The organism is Enterococcus sp. AMC1252 (genome assembly GCF_058216515.1).
In genome coordinates this window covers 3,505,196-3,524,522 of sequence record NZ_CM177097.1, presented here as the reverse complement: position 1 = coordinate 3,524,522, position 19,327 = coordinate 3,505,196, and the positions used below count along the sequence as shown (strand labels likewise).

The following is a 19,327-nucleotide window of genomic DNA, read 5'->3' as shown; positions in this document are numbered from 1 at the left end:
AAGGAGTGAAATCCCTACTCTTCCATTTTATTCATGTATTAAACGTTCAGCGATGTAAAAATCACCTTCGTAAGGAGTATCTTCTCCACCAATTTTTTGGTACAAGTCAGCACCTTTTCCAGCTAATACAACAGCATCTTCTGTCTGGCTCATAGCTAATGCAACTCCAATAGCTTCGTTACGATCAGCAATGATTTCAACAGGAATATCTGTTGTGATGTAAGACTGAATTTCTTTGCAGATTGAGACTGGATTTTCATCTGCTGGATCATCTGTAGTTAGAATCGCCACATCAGCCAGTTCAGATAGAACAGTACCAAAATCCTTTCGTCTAGAAATCGCTTTGTTGCCTGTGCTGCCGATGACGACAAGTAAACGACCATTAGGATGTTCTTCTTTGACAAAAGTTAAAAGATTCTTTAAACTATCATAATTGTGCGCGTAATCTACATAGACTTTTGCGCCATTTTTATTTGTCAGTAGCTCCATTCGACCAGGAACAGTTGTTTCTTTGATTCCTTGTTGACAATCCTTTCGTCCAGCGCCAACTAAGGAACTGGCAAGAATAGCACTTAAGGCATTCCCTTTATTGAAGTCACCACCTAAACGCAAGTGATACTCCCCCGAAACGGTTAAGGTATCATTTTTGGAGTGGATAGAAAAAGCAAGAGAATCATCTGGATTTGTTTGATAGATGTAATCTGTATCCTCTGAGGGGTGATCTCCATAAACGATATAGGGAATTTTATGAAGTTCTGCTGTTTCTTTCAGCAACTGAAAATAATCTGATTCGTGATTGAAGACCATTGTTTTTGAATGTTTGATCAGTTGACGTTTACAATAAAAATAATCATCAAATGTTGGGTGTTCAATCGGGCTGATATGATCGGGCGTAATATTTAGAAAAATACCGACATCAAAAAATAAACCATATACACGATTTGTCTTATAAGCTTGTGACGAAACTTCCATAATAAAGTGTGTCATCTTATTTTTAACGGCTTCTGCCATCATTTGATAAAGGTCAAGTGATTCAGGAGTGGTTAAATGAGATTTGAAAAAAGTCTTCCCGTCTAAAGTAGAGTTCATAGTAGATAGCATCGCTGTTTTTTTATTTGTTGCTTGATCTAAAATAAATTTAGTAAAGTAAGCAGCCGTTGTTTTCCCTTTTGTACCAGTAAAACCAATTAGTTTCAACTTTTTTTGAGGGTAATCATAAAAAGCCATGCTTAGAATAGCCATTGCCTTTTTGATATCAGTTACAATGATCCCTAACGTTGCAGGTACATCATATGGCTGCTCAGCTACATAAACATCAAGACCAGATCGGACCGCGTTGTCTAAGTACTCTGATTTGAAATTTAGGCCTTTACAGAAAAATAGTGTATCAGCACTTACAGTACGGGAATCATAAGAAATAGTATCAAATGTTTTATCATTCAACGCAGTAGGCAAGGTTAAAGACCAACCGTCAGCTGAAATAAATTCTTTTAAAAGATGTTCTTTTAGTAAACATTCTCGGATTGTTTCTAAAGAAATAGTCATCATTACGCCTCCAAGCAGTATCTAAAATCAGAATGTAAAGATTTTTAGGATAGAAAACTTTAGAAATTCATCATACAATTTAAATGTTAAAACTTCAAGGAGCTTGTTAGTGACAGGTGAAAAAAACATTGAGAAACTCTGGATATAAATTCAACGATTTCGAATATCAAAGAGTTATTAAAATAACAAACACATAATGATCATATTTTAATGAAATATAAAAAAAATTATAAAATAAAAGGGTTGTTTAGAACTTTTTTCTTTGTAAATGAACAAAAAATGAATAGTTGTAAACGAAGTGTTTATTTGGTTTTTAGATATTTTAAAAATGAAAACGACCGTTTTTTTATAAAATCAGTGAGGAAAATATAAATAAGTTAATTTATTCAAGAAAGTCGTTGCATATACTTGATTTAACAATTAAAATAAAGAAAGCATGTTCAAAGAAAGTTGGAGGAGTTAAATGATAAATCAACCAAATCCTGCTGATCAACCGATCTTGACTAACCAAGAGAAAATGGTTAAAGGATCTGCTTGGATGACAGCTAGTAATATAATTTCTCGTTTGTTGGGTGCGGTCTATATTATCCCATGGTATGCATGGATGGGAGAGCACGCCAATGAAGCAAATAGTCTATCCTCAATGGGATATACGGTGTATGCTCTCTTTTTATTAATATCTACAGCAGGTCTTCCTGCAGCTATTGCGAAGCAGACCTCTTATTACAATTCATTGAATGAATACAAGATAAGCCGACAACTCTTTTATAAAGCTCTTCAATTGATGGCTATTTTAGGTGCTATTTTTGCAATTATCATGTATCTTGCAGCTCCACTTTTAGCTAAGTGGTCAGGTGGCGGAGAAGAATTGATTCCAACGATGCGCTCACTAAGTTTAGCTGTGTTGATTTTTCCTTGTATGAGTGTCGTTCGAGGCTATTTCCAAGGAAACCAAGATATGATGCCCTATGCTTTGTCTCAAATAGTTGAACAAGTAGCACGTGTTTTTTATATGTTACTGACAGCATTTATCATCATGAAAGTGATTGATGGAGATTATGTTGATGCAGTAACGCAATCTACACTTGCAGCATTTGTAGGAATGTTAGCTAGCTTAGTTGTTTTACTGTTCTATATTCGTAAACAAAAACCAATGTTTGATTATCTTGCCGCTCACAGTGCAAATGAGCATGAAGCTTCAACAAGAGATCTATTGACAGAGACGCTAAAAGAAGCCATTCCATTTATTATTGTTGGTTCAGGTGTGACGGTATTTAAATTAGTCGATCAATTTACTTTTTCTAATTTTATGAATACTTTTACTACGTATTCCGGTAGTCAATTGAGGACGCTATTTGCAATTTTTAATGCAAATCCAGACAAATTGACAATGGTGGTGATTGCGTTGGCTACATCTATTTCAGCTACGGGATTACCGTTGATCACTGAAGCGATTACCTTAAAAAAATATCGTGATTTATCCAAATTGATCAGTAATAACTTTCAACTGTTTATGTTTGTGATGTTTCCTGCGACATTCGGTATGATTGTTTTGGCAAAACCGTTGTATACGATGTTTTATGCACCCGATGCCTTAGGCGTATCAGTGCTGGTTCAAGCGTGTTTTGCAGGCTTGTTTATGGGCTTGTATATGCTATCATCGACAATGTTGATGGGGATGTATGAAAATAAAGCTGCAATCAAGTACTTTGGTTTAGGTTTAGCTTTGAAATTAGTCGTTCAGTATCCAAGCGTGCGCCTTTTTGAAGTATATGGTCCATTGATTGCTACAATGATCGGATTTACCTTATCGTGTGTATTGATCATGAGAAAAATAAAAAAAGTCAGTCACTTTAATTTTGGTTTGACTTTACGACGTGGATTACTGATTTTCTTAATTACATTGGTTATGATGGTTGCTGCAATAGTAATGAGACAGTTCTTATATCTATTCCTAGATCCAACTCGAAAATTCCAATCGTTTATGATCATTATGATCGTGGCAGCATTTGGCGGAGCAGTGTATGGCTATATCACATTAAAACTGCGCTTAGCAGATAAGCTATTAGGAGCTAGTGTGGTCAAAATCCGTCGCAAGTTGAAAATAAAATAAATCAAATCAATAGCGGGACAAGATGTTCCGCTATTTTCGTTAAAGCATATTTAGGTGTTATCTGGCAAGGCTTAACGTGAATAGGAGGATTAATCATATGCGTTTAGATAAATTTCTTGCAGAAACTGGGATTGGCAGTAGAAAAGAAGTCAAACAGTTATTGAAAAAAAACTTAGTGACTGTAAATGATCAAGTAGTCAAAGACGGCAAAACACAGATTAACGAAGCGCAAGATATTATTAAATTTGCTGGAGAAAAACGAACATATCAAAAATATTATTATTATATGCTACATAAACCACAGGGAGTGATCTCCGCAACTGAAGATAAGTGGGATCAAACAGTAGTGGATTTATTGAAGGACGAAGATTATCGTGAAGATTTATTTCCAGTCGGTCGTCTGGATAAGGACACGGAAGGGTTACTATTATTAACGAATGACGGGCAACTAGCTCATCAGTTATTATCCCCTAAAAAACATGTAGATAAAGAATATTTTGCAATAGTTCAAGGCATCGTGACGAAAGCGGACATTCTTCATTTTGCTGATGGTTTTGCTTTAACAAATAAAGAGCAGGTCAAATCAAGTAAGCTCGTGATTGAGTCAGTGGATGAAGCAACTGAAACTTCAGAAATTCGTTTAGTCATTCAAGAAGGAAAATTCCATCAAGTAAAACGCATGTTTGAAGCCGTGGATAAAAAAGTAATCTATCTGAAACGGTTGCGGATGGGAAACTTATGGTTGGACGAAACGTTATCTTTAGGTGAATATCGTACTTTAACTGATGAAGAACTAGATGTACTAATAATGCATAAATAAAAAATTTTTACTGGTAGAATCGATTTTCAATCAGTGATGGATTTATAAAGAGCACAAGTAGACGTTTTTCCCATCGCAAAAACGTCTACTTGTGCTTTTCTTTGACTAGTGAGTCAAGTCAGGTATATACTGCTATTGACTAATTAGTCAATGAGGAGGAATCATAAAATGAAAGCTATTGAACTTAAAGGGTTAACTAAACTATATAAAAAACAACCCGCCATTGATCAAGTAGATCTATCGGTGGAAAAAGGTGAGATCTATGGTTTTATCGGACCAAACGGTGCTGGGAAATCAACAACGATCAAAGCGATGTTAAATTTCATTTATCCTGATCAAGGAACGGCTACGTTACTTGGATTAGATAGTATTAAAGAGGCTAAAGAAATTCGCAAGAGAACAGGCTATGTATCAAGCGACGTCCGTTTTTATCCCAATATGACCACGATTGATGTGCTTAAATACGTAGCAGAATTTCATCAACTAAAAAATAGTAAGCAGCAAATTGATTATTTTATTGAGTTATTTGATATTGATGCTCGCAAAAAAATGGCTGATCTATCGTTAGGGAATAAAAAGAAAATCGCCATTGTAGCAGGAATTTTACCTAATCCAGAGTTGTTGATTTTAGATGAGCCTACCAATGGTTTAGATCCACTAATGCAACATCGCTTGTTTGAAGAGTTGGAAAAATACAATCAAAAAGGCATGACCATCTTTTTATCCAGCCATGATTTAAATGAAGTTCAACAACATGCACATCGAGCTGCATTTATTCGACAAGGAAAAATTATTACAGTGCAAGATATCACTAAAGAAAAATCTTTAGGTAAAGTCATTACATTAACCGGAGATCATATTCCGTTATCATTATTTGAAAAAATGGGTGCGGCTATCTTAAAACATCAAGGCAATGAAACACGTTTACTGTATGAAGGAGATTTACATGAAGTGTTGCCGTTATTAGGTGATCCTTCGATTCAAGATTTTACGGTTACAAATCCTGAACTGGAAGATCAGTTTATGGCATTGTATGAAGGAGGCGATGGCAAATGATTACAGCTAAGATTGAAAGTAAGGGACTCATCAAAGGATTGATTATTTGGACTATTTTATTCGCTGTGATTATTTTCGGCTTTAGCGCAGTCTATCCTCAAATGCATAGTTCAGCGATGAAAGACCTTCTAGATGCTAAACTAACTGGGCTGTCTCCGTCATTATTAAAAACGTTTAACATCAGTGTGAATGGACAATCAAGCTTTTTAGTTGCAGCAGGCTTCTTTGCTTATTATTTTCAATATATGTTTTTAGCAGCATCTATATATGCTATGATGCTGGGAAGTCAAGCGTTGATCAAAGAAGAAACTGATGGGACCATTGAATTTTTATATGCCCAGCCCGTAACGCGCATTGGGATCGTGACAAGTAAATTTGTAGCGAATTTCTTTATTTTAGTTGTTTTTTGGCTAATTTCATTTGGCGTTTCTCTAGGGGCAACATTGATATATCGTCAATCAACGGATTCCGCTGCGACGATCACAAAAGAAATCAGTAAGATTTTTACTCAAGAAAGTTTGATTTTGTTGTTTTTCTTAGCGCTAGGCTTTTTTGTTTCAACGTTTTTAAAATCAAGTAAACAGAGTACTAGTATTTCGTTAGGAATCGTTTTTGGTTTTTATCTGATCGGGGTATTTTCTGATTTGAATGATTCATTTAGTTGGGCTAAGAACATTTCACCCACACATATGGGCATCCCAAGTAACTTGTTGGATAAGGGGTTATCTAGCGGCAATGTGATTGTATTGAGTATTTTGATTGTTTTATTCCTAGGCGGCACATACACGCTTTACCAACGGAAGGATTTGAAAGTCTAGTGAAAGAAATCAAGATCGATCAACAAAAATATGATCGGATTTTAGAAGCAGCAATAAATCATTTTGCGAAATATGGGTATCAAAAAGCAAATACAGATGAAATTGCAAGAGAGGCTGGCGTTTCTAAGGGATTGATTTTTCATTATTTTGGTAAAAAGCAACTGTTGTATGAACATACGATCAGTAATGTAATCAATTTCTTAAATGAACAATCTAAAAAGCTGTTTAAAAAGCAGTATACAGACTTAGTGAAAGTTGTGGTTGTCTCAACTCAACATAAAATAAAGTTAGAGCAAAAATATCCAAATCAAATTCATTTGTTGATGACAGCATATGCACAAAAACATAACTTACCCAAAGAAACCCAAGCGAAATTAGCACAGTATATGGATGGAAATATGGCAATCGTGCAACAACTTTTGACGGGAATTATTGAACAACTACCAATCAAAACCCAAATCGAAAAACAAGATGTCGTTCAGCTAGTCTTAGGTGTGTTCAATCAAATTTCTATGGAGAGTCTACAGTTTTTAAAGTCTCATCCAGAAGTAACAGAGGTTAAGCAAATGCAGTTTTTAGCAGAACGATCAGAGCGTTATATGACCATTTTGCAGACAGGATTTCTAGAAAATAAAACAGAGGAAAAATGATCATCATTTTTCCTCTGTTTCATTATTTAATCGTTCAAATCGTTTCATGTAGTGAGGTAACTTGTTACTAATTTCCGTTGGTAAGACGACGTAATGTTCTTTTCCTATTTCTTCTCCAATCAAGCTATGTAGATAAACTGCAGCACAAATAGCTGCTTCTTTATCTTGAAATTGAGCTAAGAAGCCTGCGACTATCCCAGCTAAGGTATCTCCCATACCGCCTGTGGCCATAGCAGGAGTTCCTAATGGATTTTTGTATTGGGCAGCAGCAGTGTAAATCTCTGTTCGATGGCTTTTTAAGATAATCGTTGCACCCAAGTGTTTTTGTGCTGCGTGATTGTTTTCAGTGGTTTGATCAACGAGTTTAAGTCCACTTAGTCGTGCCCATTCCATTTGATGGGGCGTGAAAATAACTTGTTCTGGATAATTTAAAGAGGAATGATTTTGAGCATACAAAGTAATAGCGGAACCATCGATCACGAGCCATTGTTCAGTTTTTTGCAGCTGTAAAATTTTTTCTAAAAGCTGCTGACTATGTGGCGCCAAACCTAAACCAGGTCCAATCAAAATCACATCCGCTGCATCGATCAAATCATTTAATTCTTGCGTAAGCGCCCAATCTAGCACCATTGCCTCAGGTAAACGAGCATGAAGAGCTGCATGATTTTTTTCTGACGTAATGACAGAAGTTAAACCGCAGCCTGCTTTGACACAAGCTTCCGCACTCATGATGATTGCCCCGCCGTATAGTTCGTTTCCGCCAACCAAAACAGATCGTCCGAAGGTTCCTTTGTGAGAATTTTGCGGGCGAGCTTGGATCACAGCTGTCAAATTTTCTTGTGATAATTCTTTCATTTTTGGTTGCCTCCTTTGGTGATTTGTCTCCAGTATAAAGCTGTATTGAATCAAGCGCAAAATATTACGGGAAAAATTGTTTCCGCCTTTTTCTTTTAAGTGAGTTAGTGGTATGATGGGAAGGTAGAATAATGAATTGGAGTGACTAAAAAATGACAATTGATTGGCAAAAAGAAGTAGACGCACGTAAAGATGCGCTATTAGAAGATTTACAAAATTTATTACGCATCAATAGTGAACGTGATGACTCAAAAGTAACGCCAGATGCACCATTTGGACCAGGACCTGTTGCAGGCTTAAAACATATGTTAGCTTATGGCGAGCGTGACGGATTTGTTGTGAAAAACGTCGATAACTATGCTGGACATATCGAGTATGGTGAGGGCGATGAAACATTAGGGATTTTTGGACACATGGACGTTGTACCTGCTGGTGATGGTTGGGATACCGATCCTTACGAGCCTGTCATCAAAGACGGTAAAATCTTCGCACGTGGTTCAAGTGACGATAAAGGCCCAAGTATGGCCGCTTATTATGCATTACGAATCATCAAAGATTTAGGTGTACCATTATCTAAAAAAGTTCGCTTTGTTGTAGGTAGTGACGAAGAAAGTGGTTGGGGCGATATGGATTATTACTTCCAACATGAAGAAACTCCTGACTTTGGGTTTTCTCCAGATGCAGAATTCCCAATCATCAATGGCGAAAAAGGGAATGTAACAATCCGCTTGACTTTCAAAGGTGGAAACGGCGTGGACTATCAATTAGTTCGCTTTAAATCTGGCTTGCGTGAAAATATGGTTCCCGGAACTGCAACTGCAATCGTAACAGCTGCTTCAGCAGATGATGCAGCATCTTTAACAGCATCATTTGAAACATTTATTAAAGAAGAACAAAAAATTTCAGGACATGCGGAACTTTCAGATCAAACAGTTACATTCCATGTTATTGGGAAAGGTGCACATGGTGCTAGTCCACAATCAGGAATTAATGCTGCTACATTCTTAGCAACTTTCTTAAATAATTTCAGCTTTGCTGAAGGGGCATATAACTTCATCAATACATTAGCAGAATTCGTTCACGAAGATTTTTACGGTGAGAAATTAGGAACGGCATTTGAAGATGAAAAAATGGGCAAATTAACAATGAATGCTGGTATTGTTAATTTTGATCCTGCCAACCCAGAAAATAGCTTAGTGACATTAAACTTCCGCTATCCAAAAGGAACATCAGCAGAAGAATTACAAGAAAAAGTGCAAAAAACAGTGGGGGAAAGTGTAACAGCCACACAAGGTGGACGTAACCAAGAACCGCATTATGTGCCAGCGGATGATCCATTGGTGGAAACCTTATTACAAGTGTATGAAGATCATACTGGTCAAAAAGGCCATGAACAAATTATCGGTGGTGGAACTTACGGACGCTTGCTAAAACGTGGTGTAGCCTATGGCGCAATGTTCCCTGGTTATACAGATACAATGCATCAAGCCAACGAGTTTATGGCATTGGATGATTTATTCCGTGCGACAGCTATTTATGCGGATGCGATTTATCGTTTGGCGAAATAAGGCTTTATAATTTTAATGAATAATTGGAATATATTTGGGTACGGGGCAAAATGATGTGTTCTGTACCTAGACTATCCTGATAATTGACTGGAATGAATTCGGTAGTGAGCCGGACTCGTTTCAGTCAATTTTTTTATCCGACGACGACCATAAACGTTTTTTTTGATTTCTCACAGTTGGAAAAGCTATGCCTATAACACATTTTTGTTTCATTAGTTCAAGGAAATTTTCTGTTAGTGTATTTTCGAGTCATACGTTGGTATAACTGTTCTTACTTCAATCGACGGATAAATTGTTTATTTTGATAAATCTTTCTTGAGTGGAGTTTGGGACTGAGTTGCTTTACTTTCTTTAGTAGCTGTTGTTAAAGGAGTTAATGCATAATCTAGAGGCATTTTTGATGTAATTGATTTATATATAGGCTAAAGTTCGTTTTTAGTTGTTGCATAAGAGCTAAAACTAAGGGGAAGCACTTTTTATTAATAATGGATCAAAGGCTTATTTAAAAGCTAGTCACTAGAATATTTCATTTTTTTATGAATATTATGTTGTGAAGATATTAAAAAAAAATGGTTAATGAATAAAAAAACACATATATAACTATAGAAACTGTATCATAACGTTGCTTTAGAGTGGCGAACAAGTATAATTAAATGAGATAGTAGTTTCCATTTCAGGAGGAATATGAATGTTTAAGAAACGTGTTGTTTACTTTAGCTTAATACTAAATATTGGAGGACTCTTCTGGGGGAAGCCATCCATAACTTTTGCAATGGAGGAGAAGAAGAATGTTCCGGTAACATACAAAAATTTCACCGATATTACTGATCCAGAAAATCCAGAAAACCCGGAATATATGATTATAGTTCCAGCAGCTATTGTTTTTACAGACACGCATAAAAAAGTGGATAGCACAGTTTCCATGGTCAAACCCGATGGAACAAATTATGATGGAGAAAAATCTTTAAAAGTAGAAGTTACATCTAAAAATGAGTTTCAATTAGTAAATGATAACTATCAAGTATCTTATAAGTTATTGACGATTGATGAAAAAGATAAGGAGAACTTAGTAACAAACAATAATAATACAATTGGGATATTTAATAAAAATAACACTTCAGTCAAAGGTTCAGCAAGATTATTTACTGAACCAGAACATCGTGGGCGATACTCAGATATATTAACTTATAAGGTGAGTCAAAATAAAGCTGATAAATGACGATACAAGAGGACTAGAAGAAATACTACTCACCATCGTTTTTGTCATGTATTCTAATTTTATTTATTGACTTAAATTTTTCTGTTGTTAAAGAAGGGAAAGTAAAGTGAAACTAAAAAAAGAAAAGCGCAAGTCTCAAAAGGGACACCCAAAAATACATTTAGTTCATAAAAAAATAGTTACAGATGGAAAGAAGAAACGCTTAATTATTTTAATTATATTATGCGTGTTAGTAATTGTAAGTAGTGGATATTTTTTCTTAACAAAAGATAACCAACCTCTTTTGGGATTTGAGCCTAAAGCTGTGGCTTACAAAAGCACAATTAGAAAACCAGAAGTCTGGTCATCTGAACAAATTGCTTTTCCAGCGTTTAAGCAAGTCAAAGTAAAAAAAGGTGCTAAAAAAATATATATAGCGTTAGCTAATCCGGCCTTCAATACAGCAAACATTAAATTTACTGTATATATAGACAAACGCAAGCAAGCAGTATTAACTACAGGTTTGGTCAAGCCAGGAGAAGCAGTAACAGAAATCCCCATACCCAAAAAATTATCGGTCGGTAAACATGAAATGTTTCTGAAAATGAGAGGGTATGCTACAACTAATGAAGAATCGGCACTCTCTGGGACTGAGACATCATTCAACTTGATCGTGCTTAAGTAGTTGTTTGTCAAAAAATTAGGTGTTCTAGAAAGGTAGGTTATTGTGTGATAAAAAAATATAAAAAGATGTCAGTAATGTTATCACTTATTTTTTTCTTTATTAGCTGGCAGGAAAACCGTGTGTATGCGGAGAGTTTTACAGAAAGTTCCAAATCTCACTTGATTAATGGTGCAGGTATTATACCGGATCAACGTACTAAATTATTGCGAGATACTGAGACTATGTCTCTTAAAGAGTCTCCTTATTTGACTATTGTTGGTGATACTGGAAAGTATCTTGAGGGGAAGAAACTGCCCGTTTTTGATGATGCTCTGACTTTAAAGTACATGGGAAACAACTTAGTAGGGGACACGTTAATTAATGGGATAGTCTGGAATGGCAATAGAAGAAACATTTTAAAAAATGATGTAATAACAGTTAGAAATGCAGGGGTTTATCAAGGCGCTCCTATTGAATTACAAATTATTGTGTTGGAACAAGATATCATTATTGAGAATTCAGGTGCAAATTCGACTTACCTGTCATTTGAGACACGAAGTCCAACGGGGAGCTATATGAAATTAGAGTTGCGTATTTTTGATGAGAATAAGCAGCCTATTAAAACTAATATAATTGTCCCTTTGAAAAAAGAAAAACCAGGGGCTCCATCTGATTTATATATGGGGATTGATGGTCTTGAGAATGTCATTGTTGATAACAAGGATATTTATAATAAACCAGAAGTACATAGATTTCCTGAACAGAATGGAATGTTTGATATAATGTGGGTTAAAACAGATTCTGACGTTTATAATTTTAACTTCTTTTATTCAAATCAGGATAGATTATCTACAGGTATTACAACAAAAGTTGGAGAGAAGCGATTAGGTCTATTAGATAAAACAACAAAAATATATGTGACAAGAAAATATCAAAAACCAAATATCAAACCTAAAACAGATGATTCGGGGGAAAAAATCTTAGGCACGGTTACCCAATTTTTGCCAGCGGAACCAGATAAAGAAGATTATAAAGAGATAACGGTTACGGTTGATACTAATGGTTATAATAAGTGGTTAACAGATGAAGAATTCTGGAAGGAAATAACAATTGTAGATGCGTCTGGGAAAGACTATTCAAATGATATAAATGTCATCAAAACAATCGATAAAGCCAATAACCAATTTTCTGTGACATATAAAAAGGCTTTAGTTGAAAAATTAGCAGATGCTGGGGATAACACGTTGAGCTTAAATATGGAACTGACATTAGATAAGGAGAATCAAACGTTACTTTCCACATTAAATTCAGAGGATGGTTATTTTCATCTACCAGTAGAAGCTAAAAATAACATGTCAGAGAAACGAACTAAAGAAGAACTATTAGTCAACGTGACGGGTAAAATACCTTTAAAAGACTCTGCTTATCTAACAACGGTGAATAAAGAAGGCGTCTATTTAAAGGGGAAATTACTGCCCATTTTCGATGAAGTCTTGACATTAAAATATACTGGAACAAATCTAGTGAAGGATACATCTATTAATGGAAAAGAGTGGGATGGACAAAAAGTAACCATTCCTGCTAACAGTAAAGTTACAGTCAAAAATGCCGGAGCGTATCGAGGCTTGGCCGTTACGCTACAAATTGAAGTGTTGGAACAAAAAATTTATTTAGAGAGTGCAACCTCAAAAGCGGATTATCTTTCCTTCGAGACCCTAAGTCCAACAGGAAGTTATATGAAATTAAAGTTACATATTTTTGATGAGAAAGGGCAGCTTATTAAGACAAATATACTTGTTCCTTTGAAAAAAGAAAAACCAGGTGCGCCATCAGATTTGTATATGGGATCTGAAGGACTTGAGAATGTTATTGTGGAGGATAGTTCTATTTATGATAAGCCGCAAGTTAATCGATTCCCAGAACTAACTAAAATTTTTGATGTGGTTTGGACTGAAACGGATTCAAACTATTACAATTTCAACTTTCTTTATGCAAATCGGAAAGACTTATCTGCTGGTATTTTAACGAAAGTTGGAGATAAGAGGTTGGGACTGCTGGATCGAACAGCAAAGGTCTCTGTACCAATCAGTTATCAACAGCCGGGGATAGGAGTTGGAAAAGATGAATCTGGGAAATTTATTAAAGGAAATGTCACGCAATTTTTGCCACAGCAGCCAACAAGTGACAACTATAAAGAAGTGAGTATTACAGTTGATACAAAAGGGTATAATAAATGGGAAAATCAAGCTGATTTTTTCAAAAAAATTAAGATTACGGATAAATTTGGACAGGATTACTCAAAGGATCCAAATATTGTGAAAAGTATCGATGAAAACAGTAATAAATTTTTTGTAACCTATAAAAAAGAATTAGTGGAAAAGTTAGGAGTAATAGGTGACAATGCACTAACTATCTCCTATGAGTTAACGTTAGACCCAGAGAATGAGGAATTACTTCCACTTTTTGATAAAGATGACGGTTATCTCCACGTTCCTATAGAAACTAAAAATAATTTGAGTGATAAATTTACAAAAGAAGAAATGCTAGTCAAAGTCTTGTTAACAGGGGAACCAATTGAAACTAAGGTGGGTCTAGGAAATAGTACTGACGACTTGAATTCAAGTGATTATATAAAAAATCTAAAAAGTAGCCTAATGTTTGAATCCGCAAAATCTACAGGTTTTGAAGAGACAACGATATTTGACCAAGTTGGTAAGACAAATGTAAATGTGCTCATTCAAGGGACTAAGACTGGAGCTCGTGGTGTCATAAGTGTTCCAGTTACTGTTTCAAGAGAACCTTCTGTTTATGTAGTATTGCCTAAACGCATTGAATTAAAAAATAAAGAAGAGACAAATATGGTAATAGGACATGAGGTCATTTCATTTATTCCAACTGTTGATGAGAATATGGAGATTAAGATAATGACGGATCCATTTTTTATCTTAAAGTCAGGTGATGAAGAAGTTAAAGCTAATATTTATAAACAAAACAATCAGCTATTATTACCTGGGGAAGCATTGGCTATTTTAAGTTCTAGAAATAAAACAACTGAGTTTAGAGTCAGGGCAAAAGCAACGGACTTTACTAATGCAACACTTTATAAAGGTCAAATGACATTTTCAATCTCTAATTAATTTTTTTAACATCAAAACAGGTTGGGGCAAACAGTTATGTGGAGGATTGCTCTCATAAATAGAAGATAAGAAATAATTGAGTAAGTATGAACAACTAATAAAAGCGAAAGCTAGGTAGAGTATTGCTGTCAATAATAGACATACTCTATCTAGCTTTTTGTGTTAGAGATGGTTTTTTCTCCGAGAATAGATGTCAATGTGAGGAATGAAGTAGTTAAAGGGAAATCTAGAAAATAGTTTTCGGACGCAAAAAGAAATCGTTCACTTGTAGTTTTTTGTGTGTCGGATTCAATGTATGATTATTGAAGATATACTTGAAGATATTTGTCAAGAGGTTTAAATGAAACTGCTTCAATAAAAAGTTGTTCGAAAAATTTCATACCCTTCTTGAATCAATTATTTTTTCTGAATTTAATAAAATAATCTATATAAAAAGAGGTGTAAATTACTTGAAACATAAAAAATTGTATTGGGAATTTTACTGATAGTATAGGTGATTTTTATTTGAACAATAAAGTGATTAAAAGTGAGAATGAGAAAGTACATAGATAAAAAGCAATATTTGCTAGTAAAACTGCACAATTATACAAAGGTACAGCAATTAGAGCAAGTCCTGGATAATAGCTCAGTTTCTTAGATAGAAGGAATGATCTAAAGACGACTTATAATAGGTAGCATGTAGATAAGAACATAGTTATTAAAGGGAATGGATATGCAATTGATTCATGCATATTACGGTAACTTTACTTTCAGATTGGAAAATATTGTTTTAACTAGTTCAAGGTTTAATTCTGCAATAATTAATTATAATTCAAGTTATACGGAGCTATTTAGTACGGTTGAAATAGAAAATGTAAGCGAAGAACCAAACAATTAAACACCAAGTATCAATCAAATCTAGTTTTTACTGGCGGTAAAAAATATTTTGTCTATGATAACTATTTTGATTGTTACTTATGCCCCAATAATCAACCGTTGTTATTTTCAACAATCACTCGTGATGGCTACCGGACATATAAATCAAATCCAACATTCTGTATGAGTTGCCCATTACTTGAAACCTGTACAGTGAGCGCAACACATCAAAAAGTTGTAACTCGACACGTTTGGGCTGATCTTATGGACGAGCTTGAGCACCAACGTCATACGGCGTTGAATAGAGAAATCTACAAAAAGAGAAAACAAACCATTGAACGAATATTTGCAGATGCAAAAGAAAAGCATGGCATGCGTTGAACAAAATATCGAGGACTTGAAAAAGTCGCCACGCACACGATGCTTACGTTTGCTGCCATGAATTTAAAGAAACTAGCCACATGGCTATGGCTTTTTGTTTCAAATTTACACAAAGGATAGCAAAAAGGAGTTGGTTTGATTGCCAACTCCTTTTTGTCTACAGTCTGAGAACGCCAAAGGCGTTTTTCAAAATCAAGCTTGGATTGATTTTTTTGAAGAAGTTTCCAGTATTTCTTCAAGTGTCGATATTTTGTCGCTTCTGTATTTCCCTGATGAAGAAACGTGTTCATTCTCTGAATACGGTGTTTTAAAAAGGCTCGACTAATGTGTTGGACGATATGAAAGCAATCAAGAATAATCTGAGCCATCGGAAATAACTTTTTGACGAGAGAAAAATAAGGCACATACATATCGCAAACAATATACTTAACCATTTTACGAACAGACAAAGGAAATCGTGAAAAATAACGCTCTAGAAAAGGGAGCTGACGGTTTTCAACGACATCAATTAACTGCTTTGTTTGCCCATCCATCATAATGAAACTCATAGAAGCGGCAACTTGCTTAACTGATTTAAATTCATCAAAACAAAGGACTTCAGGTAAAATGAGCCGATTGATTTTTTTAGGTTCATAAAATTGTTTTAGAACACGATAAACAGAAGAGACAGAGACCTTCTTTTGACGCGCAATGTCACTCATAGAAGTGACTTGTCTGAGCCAATCGGCAATAGATAGTTTCACTTTAGTTGAAATCGAACAATATTTTTCAACAAGAGTTGTTTTAGTAACAAACGATCGATTGCAGGAATGACAGAAGAAACGACGTTTCTTTAAGCGTAAATACGTTTGATACTCCGAAACATCATTCAGTAAAATCAAACAAGTGGTATAGCCCCAACGAATAATAGGCGATTTCTCTTCTGATTCGCAATGAGGACAAGTGTGAGCGGAATAATCGAGTGTACCTGAGAAGACCTGACAGACTCTTCCTTTGATTCGTTCTTTTTTTAAGCAAAATTCATTAAAAGTGATGTTTAAGTCTAGAATATCTAAGGTTTCTTTGATAAGATTTGTATAGGACATCTTGATTTCCCCTTTTGATTGGTTTTCGTCGACTTAATTCTAAAGGATATCAGGGTGTCTTTTCTATTATTTTGCATTAAAAAAAGATGCCAGTGATTTCTCCCCAACATCAGAAAGTATAGAGCCGAAATAGTAAAGGGATCTACCAATTTTTTTGTAGTTTTATTTTTTTAATCTTTCCTTTTTATAAAGTTCCTTTTACATTAAAGTTGTTTTACTGTATGATTGATATGTAAATACTAACAAACTCAAAAAAATTAAAGAGATGGGAATAAAGATGAAGCGAAAAAGTGTATGGTTAGTTTTATTACTGATAGTGATAATAACCGGAGGAATAGGAGGTAAAATATGTATGGATAAAAAAGAGGCGGAAAAAAGAAAAATTCAAATTCATGAATATGAGATTATTGTTGCAAATCAAATAAAAAATACTTTTGCTGATGTAAAGAAAATATGCTTTGATTCAAAAATGTCTGGAGGTTATGACAATAAAACAGGTTATTGGAGTTTTGTTGCTGATATTACAACAAGTAAAGGAACCGTGAATACAGGAGATATTTCTTTTTCAGAGAATCAACCACAAGAAGAATTAGGTTCATTTGGCCCATATTCTGATAATTTTGATGAAATTGTTCAAAACGGTAAGACGAACTCGATTGTCAAAGTTGTTTTTTCTGATAAATCGATGGAGGATATAAAATGATAACAGATGAACAGTTACGCGATTTAAACAATAAAGTGTATCAAGTTGATACAGACTATAAAAAAGATGGAAAAGATACTACATCTATTAAAAAAGGTGCAAAGATAAAAACAGGAGACCAGCAAAGTTTTATAGTTCTTGACGTAAAAGAGGATGGTGGCCTTTGGGGAACGGGTTTTCAAGGCATGGCAGTTGCCCCAATCACAGAGGCTTATCCAAATGGTGATCCTACCCAAGTTGTTGTAATAGCTGCGGGAACAGATCCAAATAAAGCAAACGATCTTCTTAATGCGGGGAAAAGTTTAATAGGATTAGACTCCGATCAACTAAGTGTTGCCAATGATTTCATAAATGAAGTCAAGAAAAAATACCCTATTGCACAACTTAGTGGGTATAGCCAAAGTGCTTACATGCTTAGCGCAGGAGCAGAACACGGTATTCCCACTACAGTATTCAATGGTTGGTTTAGATATAATCGCTTAACACCCAAGCAAGCTAAATTTATGTCGGAGCATCCAGACTGGTTCCACAATTATCGCCGTAAAGATGATGACATTGTGCAATATCTAGACGGGAATCTTCCTAATGGTTGGTATGATGAAGACGGACAATTCCATAAAATAGACACCTATGACACAATTATCTGGACTGAAGGAAAAGACCATGGTTTGGCTGCGTGGAAGTTCGAAAATGGTATGTTAGTAGAAGTGGAAATTTCTGCTAAAGATAAAATGGCCTATATAGAGAAATCTATGAAATCTCAGTTAAACAGTTTAGATTTTTTAAAAAATAAACTAAAAGATAGTGGAGGTAAATTATCATCCACCGAAGAAATTTATTTAGATAGTGCTGAAACATTGGTGATAGCAGAAGGTGTATTAACAACAATAAATGCTGGTTTTTTAGATATAATTAAAGAATACAAAGACGGAATTGAAGATATAGAGGAATTATGGAGCATGACACAAACATCTGCAAGAGGAATAGGTTCACGTTTAACAGAATCTGAAATGTTGGAAGCGCTCGTAATAGGTGATGCAAGTCAAACAACGATCGTCAATGAACCTAAAGATTACTATGAAAGAAAGAAATCAGAGGCAGATAGTATCAAAATAGACTATCAATCTCTTGTCGCAGAAATTCAAACTGCAATTAGTAGAATGCTTGAAACAGATCAAGCGTTAGCGAAGCAGGTGTTTCAATAATGTTGGAAGAAAAGAAAAAATCAATCATACAAAGACAAGAACAAGCAGAAGAAGAGTTTATAAAACAACGAAGGCAGCAAGCTGAAACAGAAGAAGAGTTTTTTAAAATGAAAGACCAAGCGATACGTACAGTGGAAGAAATTGGTGAGCGAGGGCATTATTATTTACAGAGATTGTCCGAAGATACAAACGAACTTAGAATTGGAATGGCAGCTGTTGACTATGGAAAAGATGAATTGGTAGAACGATTCCGACAGGATCAAAAGAAATTAGAAGACAGATGGGAACAAACAGAATGTACATATAATAAGGCACAAAGAGAGTGTGAACAAGAATTAGAAGATTTGAGGAGGGAAATGAATGGCGCAAATAACAGTTGATACGGATCTAAATCCAGCAAAAGTCGAAAAAATAATGAAAAAAATAGAACAAGATTTAGTGACAGGTTGTGGTCGAGCGGCATCCTATAAAAAAGAACGTAACAAGCAAAAAATAAAAAGCAATGTCAAAATGCTAGCCGATACAACTAAAAGTAGTGTAACTAGCATTACGTCAAATTTTGAAAATTCATTGAAAGGTCAGTGGGGGAAAAAGGCCAAAGAAGCTTTTGCGAAAAATGAGAATAAATTAAATAGTTTTTAGAAAATTAAAAGAAAAACCTTGACAACTATCAG

The 19,327-nt window shown here is 35.0% G+C and carries 15 protein-coding genes and 2 pseudogenes; 14 read left to right on the top strand and 3 right to left on the bottom strand.

Translation table 11 applies throughout. From position 1 onward, the window contains the following. Positions 1-27 precede the first annotated feature (27 nt). A complete protein-coding gene (locus AC4BB5_RS16645) occupies positions 28-1,545 on the bottom strand; it encodes a UDP-N-acetylmuramoyl-L-alanyl-D-glutamate--L-lysine ligase (protein WP_490457174.1) in 1,518 nt (505 codons plus the stop codon). Between the two features lie 463 nt (positions 1,546-2,008). Between AC4BB5_RS16645 and AC4BB5_RS16640 the strand changes: the two genes are divergently transcribed. From AC4BB5_RS16640 to AC4BB5_RS16620, 5 genes are all read left to right on the top strand, one after another. Next, the gene (locus AC4BB5_RS16640; RefSeq protein ID WP_490457173.1) at positions 2,009-3,658 is read left to right on the top strand and encodes a putative polysaccharide biosynthesis protein; all 1,650 of its coding nucleotides are present in this window, start codon (positions 2,009-2,011) and stop codon (positions 3,656-3,658) included. Positions 3,659-3,755: 97 nt separating this feature from the next. Beyond that, positions 3,756-4,478 (top strand): pseudouridine synthase, encoded by a 723-nt coding sequence (locus AC4BB5_RS16635; RefSeq protein ID WP_490457172.1) that lies wholly within the window; start codon positions 3,756-3,758, stop codon positions 4,476-4,478. 168 nt (positions 4,479-4,646) lie between these two features. Next, positions 4,647-5,534, top strand: a complete 888-nt coding sequence (locus tag AC4BB5_RS16630) for an ABC transporter ATP-binding protein (RefSeq protein ID WP_490457171.1) — start codon at positions 4,647-4,649, stop codon at positions 5,532-5,534. Further along, the gene (locus AC4BB5_RS16625; RefSeq protein ID WP_490457170.1) at positions 5,531-6,352 is read left to right on the top strand and encodes a DUF2705 family protein; all 822 of its coding nucleotides are present in this window, start codon (positions 5,531-5,533) and stop codon (positions 6,350-6,352) included. The genes AC4BB5_RS16630 and AC4BB5_RS16625 overlap by 4 nt, the downstream gene beginning before the upstream one ends. Beyond that, positions 6,352-7,002 (top strand): TetR/AcrR family transcriptional regulator, encoded by a 651-nt coding sequence (locus tag AC4BB5_RS16620; RefSeq protein WP_490457169.1) that lies wholly within the window; start codon positions 6,352-6,354, stop codon positions 7,000-7,002. Before AC4BB5_RS16625 ends, AC4BB5_RS16620 begins: the two co-directional genes overlap by 1 nt. A 3-nt stretch (positions 7,003-7,005) precedes the next feature. Here the strand turns inward: AC4BB5_RS16620 and AC4BB5_RS16615 are convergent, their stop codons facing one another. Next, a complete protein-coding gene (locus AC4BB5_RS16615; RefSeq protein WP_490457168.1) occupies positions 7,006-7,857 on the bottom strand; it encodes an NAD(P)H-hydrate dehydratase in 852 nt (283 codons plus the stop codon). 152 nt (positions 7,858-8,009) lie between these two features. On the opposite strand from AC4BB5_RS16615, the gene pepV reads away from it, so the two are divergent. The 5 genes and pseudogenes from pepV to AC4BB5_RS16590 form a co-directional block, all read left to right on the top strand. Further along, positions 8,010-9,425: a dipeptidase PepV gene (gene pepV, locus AC4BB5_RS16610; protein ID WP_490457167.1), complete on the top strand. Its 1,416-nt coding sequence runs from the start codon at positions 8,010-8,012 to the stop codon at positions 9,423-9,425. A gap of 688 nt (positions 9,426-10,113) precedes the next feature. After that, positions 10,114-10,644, top strand: coding sequence for a hypothetical protein (locus tag AC4BB5_RS16605; protein WP_490457166.1), 531 nt, complete (start codon positions 10,114-10,116; stop codon positions 10,642-10,644). A 106-nt stretch (positions 10,645-10,750) separates the two neighbouring features. Beyond that, positions 10,751-11,308 (top strand): hypothetical protein, encoded by a 558-nt coding sequence (locus tag AC4BB5_RS16600; RefSeq protein ID WP_490457165.1) that lies wholly within the window; start codon positions 10,751-10,753, stop codon positions 11,306-11,308. A gap of 44 nt (positions 11,309-11,352) precedes the next feature. Then, the gene (locus AC4BB5_RS16595) at positions 11,353-14,424 is read left to right on the top strand and encodes a hypothetical protein (protein WP_490457164.1); all 3,072 of its coding nucleotides are present in this window, start codon (positions 11,353-11,355) and stop codon (positions 14,422-14,424) included. A 915-nt stretch (positions 14,425-15,339) separates the two neighbouring features. Further along, a pseudogene (locus AC4BB5_RS16590) lies at positions 15,340-15,828 on the top strand (transposase); the annotation flags it as partial. A 2-nt stretch (positions 15,829-15,830) separates the two neighbouring features. On the opposite strand, the pseudogene AC4BB5_RS16585 reads toward AC4BB5_RS16590, so the two are convergent. Continuing rightward, positions 15,831-16,745 (bottom strand): annotated as a pseudogene (locus AC4BB5_RS16585) (ISL3 family transposase); the annotation flags it as partial. Positions 16,746-17,097: 352 nt separating this feature from the next. Between AC4BB5_RS16585 and AC4BB5_RS16580 the strand changes: the two are divergent. From AC4BB5_RS16580 to AC4BB5_RS16565, 4 genes are read left to right on the top strand one after another with little or no spacing between them, the layout of a single operon-like run. Then, positions 17,098-17,448 (top strand): hypothetical protein, encoded by a 351-nt coding sequence (locus tag AC4BB5_RS16580; protein WP_490457163.1) that lies wholly within the window; start codon positions 17,098-17,100, stop codon positions 17,446-17,448. After that, entirely contained in the window at positions 17,445-18,653 is a 1,209-nt protein-coding gene (locus AC4BB5_RS16575) for a hypothetical protein (RefSeq protein WP_490457162.1), read from the top strand. The genes AC4BB5_RS16580 and AC4BB5_RS16575 overlap by 4 nt, the downstream gene beginning before the upstream one ends. Further along, complete coding sequence (locus AC4BB5_RS16570) at positions 18,653-19,033, top strand: hypothetical protein (protein WP_490457161.1); 381 nt, start codon at positions 18,653-18,655, stop codon at positions 19,031-19,033. The genes AC4BB5_RS16575 and AC4BB5_RS16570 overlap by 1 nt, the downstream gene beginning before the upstream one ends. Continuing rightward, positions 19,014-19,295: a hypothetical protein gene (locus tag AC4BB5_RS16565; RefSeq protein ID WP_490457160.1), complete on the top strand. Its 282-nt coding sequence runs from the start codon at positions 19,014-19,016 to the stop codon at positions 19,293-19,295. The genes AC4BB5_RS16570 and AC4BB5_RS16565 overlap by 20 nt, the downstream gene beginning before the upstream one ends. Positions 19,296-19,327 lie beyond the last annotated feature (32 nt).

What these genes read in the sequence shown, in the direction of transcription:
- AC4BB5_RS16645 (WP_490457174.1), bottom strand. Translation starts at nt 1,545, where the DNA reads ATGACTATTTCTTTAGAAACAATCCGAGAATGTTTACTAAAAGAACAT.
- AC4BB5_RS16640 (WP_490457173.1), top strand. Translation starts at nt 2,009, where the DNA reads ATGATAAATCAACCAAATCCTGCTGATCAACCGATCTTGACTAACCAA.
- AC4BB5_RS16635 (WP_490457172.1), top strand. Translation starts at nt 3,756, where the DNA reads ATGCGTTTAGATAAATTTCTTGCAGAAACTGGGATTGGCAGTAGAAAA.
- AC4BB5_RS16630 (WP_490457171.1), top strand. Translation starts at nt 4,647, where the DNA reads ATGAAAGCTATTGAACTTAAAGGGTTAACTAAACTATATAAAAAACAA.
- AC4BB5_RS16625 (WP_490457170.1), top strand. Translation starts at nt 5,531, where the DNA reads ATGATTACAGCTAAGATTGAAAGTAAGGGACTCATCAAAGGATTGATT.
- AC4BB5_RS16615 (WP_490457168.1), bottom strand. Translation starts at nt 7,857, where the DNA reads ATGAAAGAATTATCACAAGAAAATTTGACAGCTGTGATCCAAGCTCGC.
- pepV (WP_490457167.1), top strand. Translation starts at nt 8,010, where the DNA reads ATGACAATTGATTGGCAAAAAGAAGTAGACGCACGTAAAGATGCGCTA.
- AC4BB5_RS16605 (WP_490457166.1), top strand. Translation starts at nt 10,114, where the DNA reads ATGTTTAAGAAACGTGTTGTTTACTTTAGCTTAATACTAAATATTGGA.
- AC4BB5_RS16580 (WP_490457163.1), top strand. Translation starts at nt 17,098, where the DNA reads ATGGATAAAAAAGAGGCGGAAAAAAGAAAAATTCAAATTCATGAATAT.
- AC4BB5_RS16575 (WP_490457162.1), top strand. Translation starts at nt 17,445, where the DNA reads ATGATAACAGATGAACAGTTACGCGATTTAAACAATAAAGTGTATCAA.
- AC4BB5_RS16570 (WP_490457161.1), top strand. Translation starts at nt 18,653, where the DNA reads ATGTTGGAAGAAAAGAAAAAATCAATCATACAAAGACAAGAACAAGCA.
- AC4BB5_RS16565 (WP_490457160.1), top strand. Translation starts at nt 19,014, where the DNA reads ATGGCGCAAATAACAGTTGATACGGATCTAAATCCAGCAAAAGTCGAA.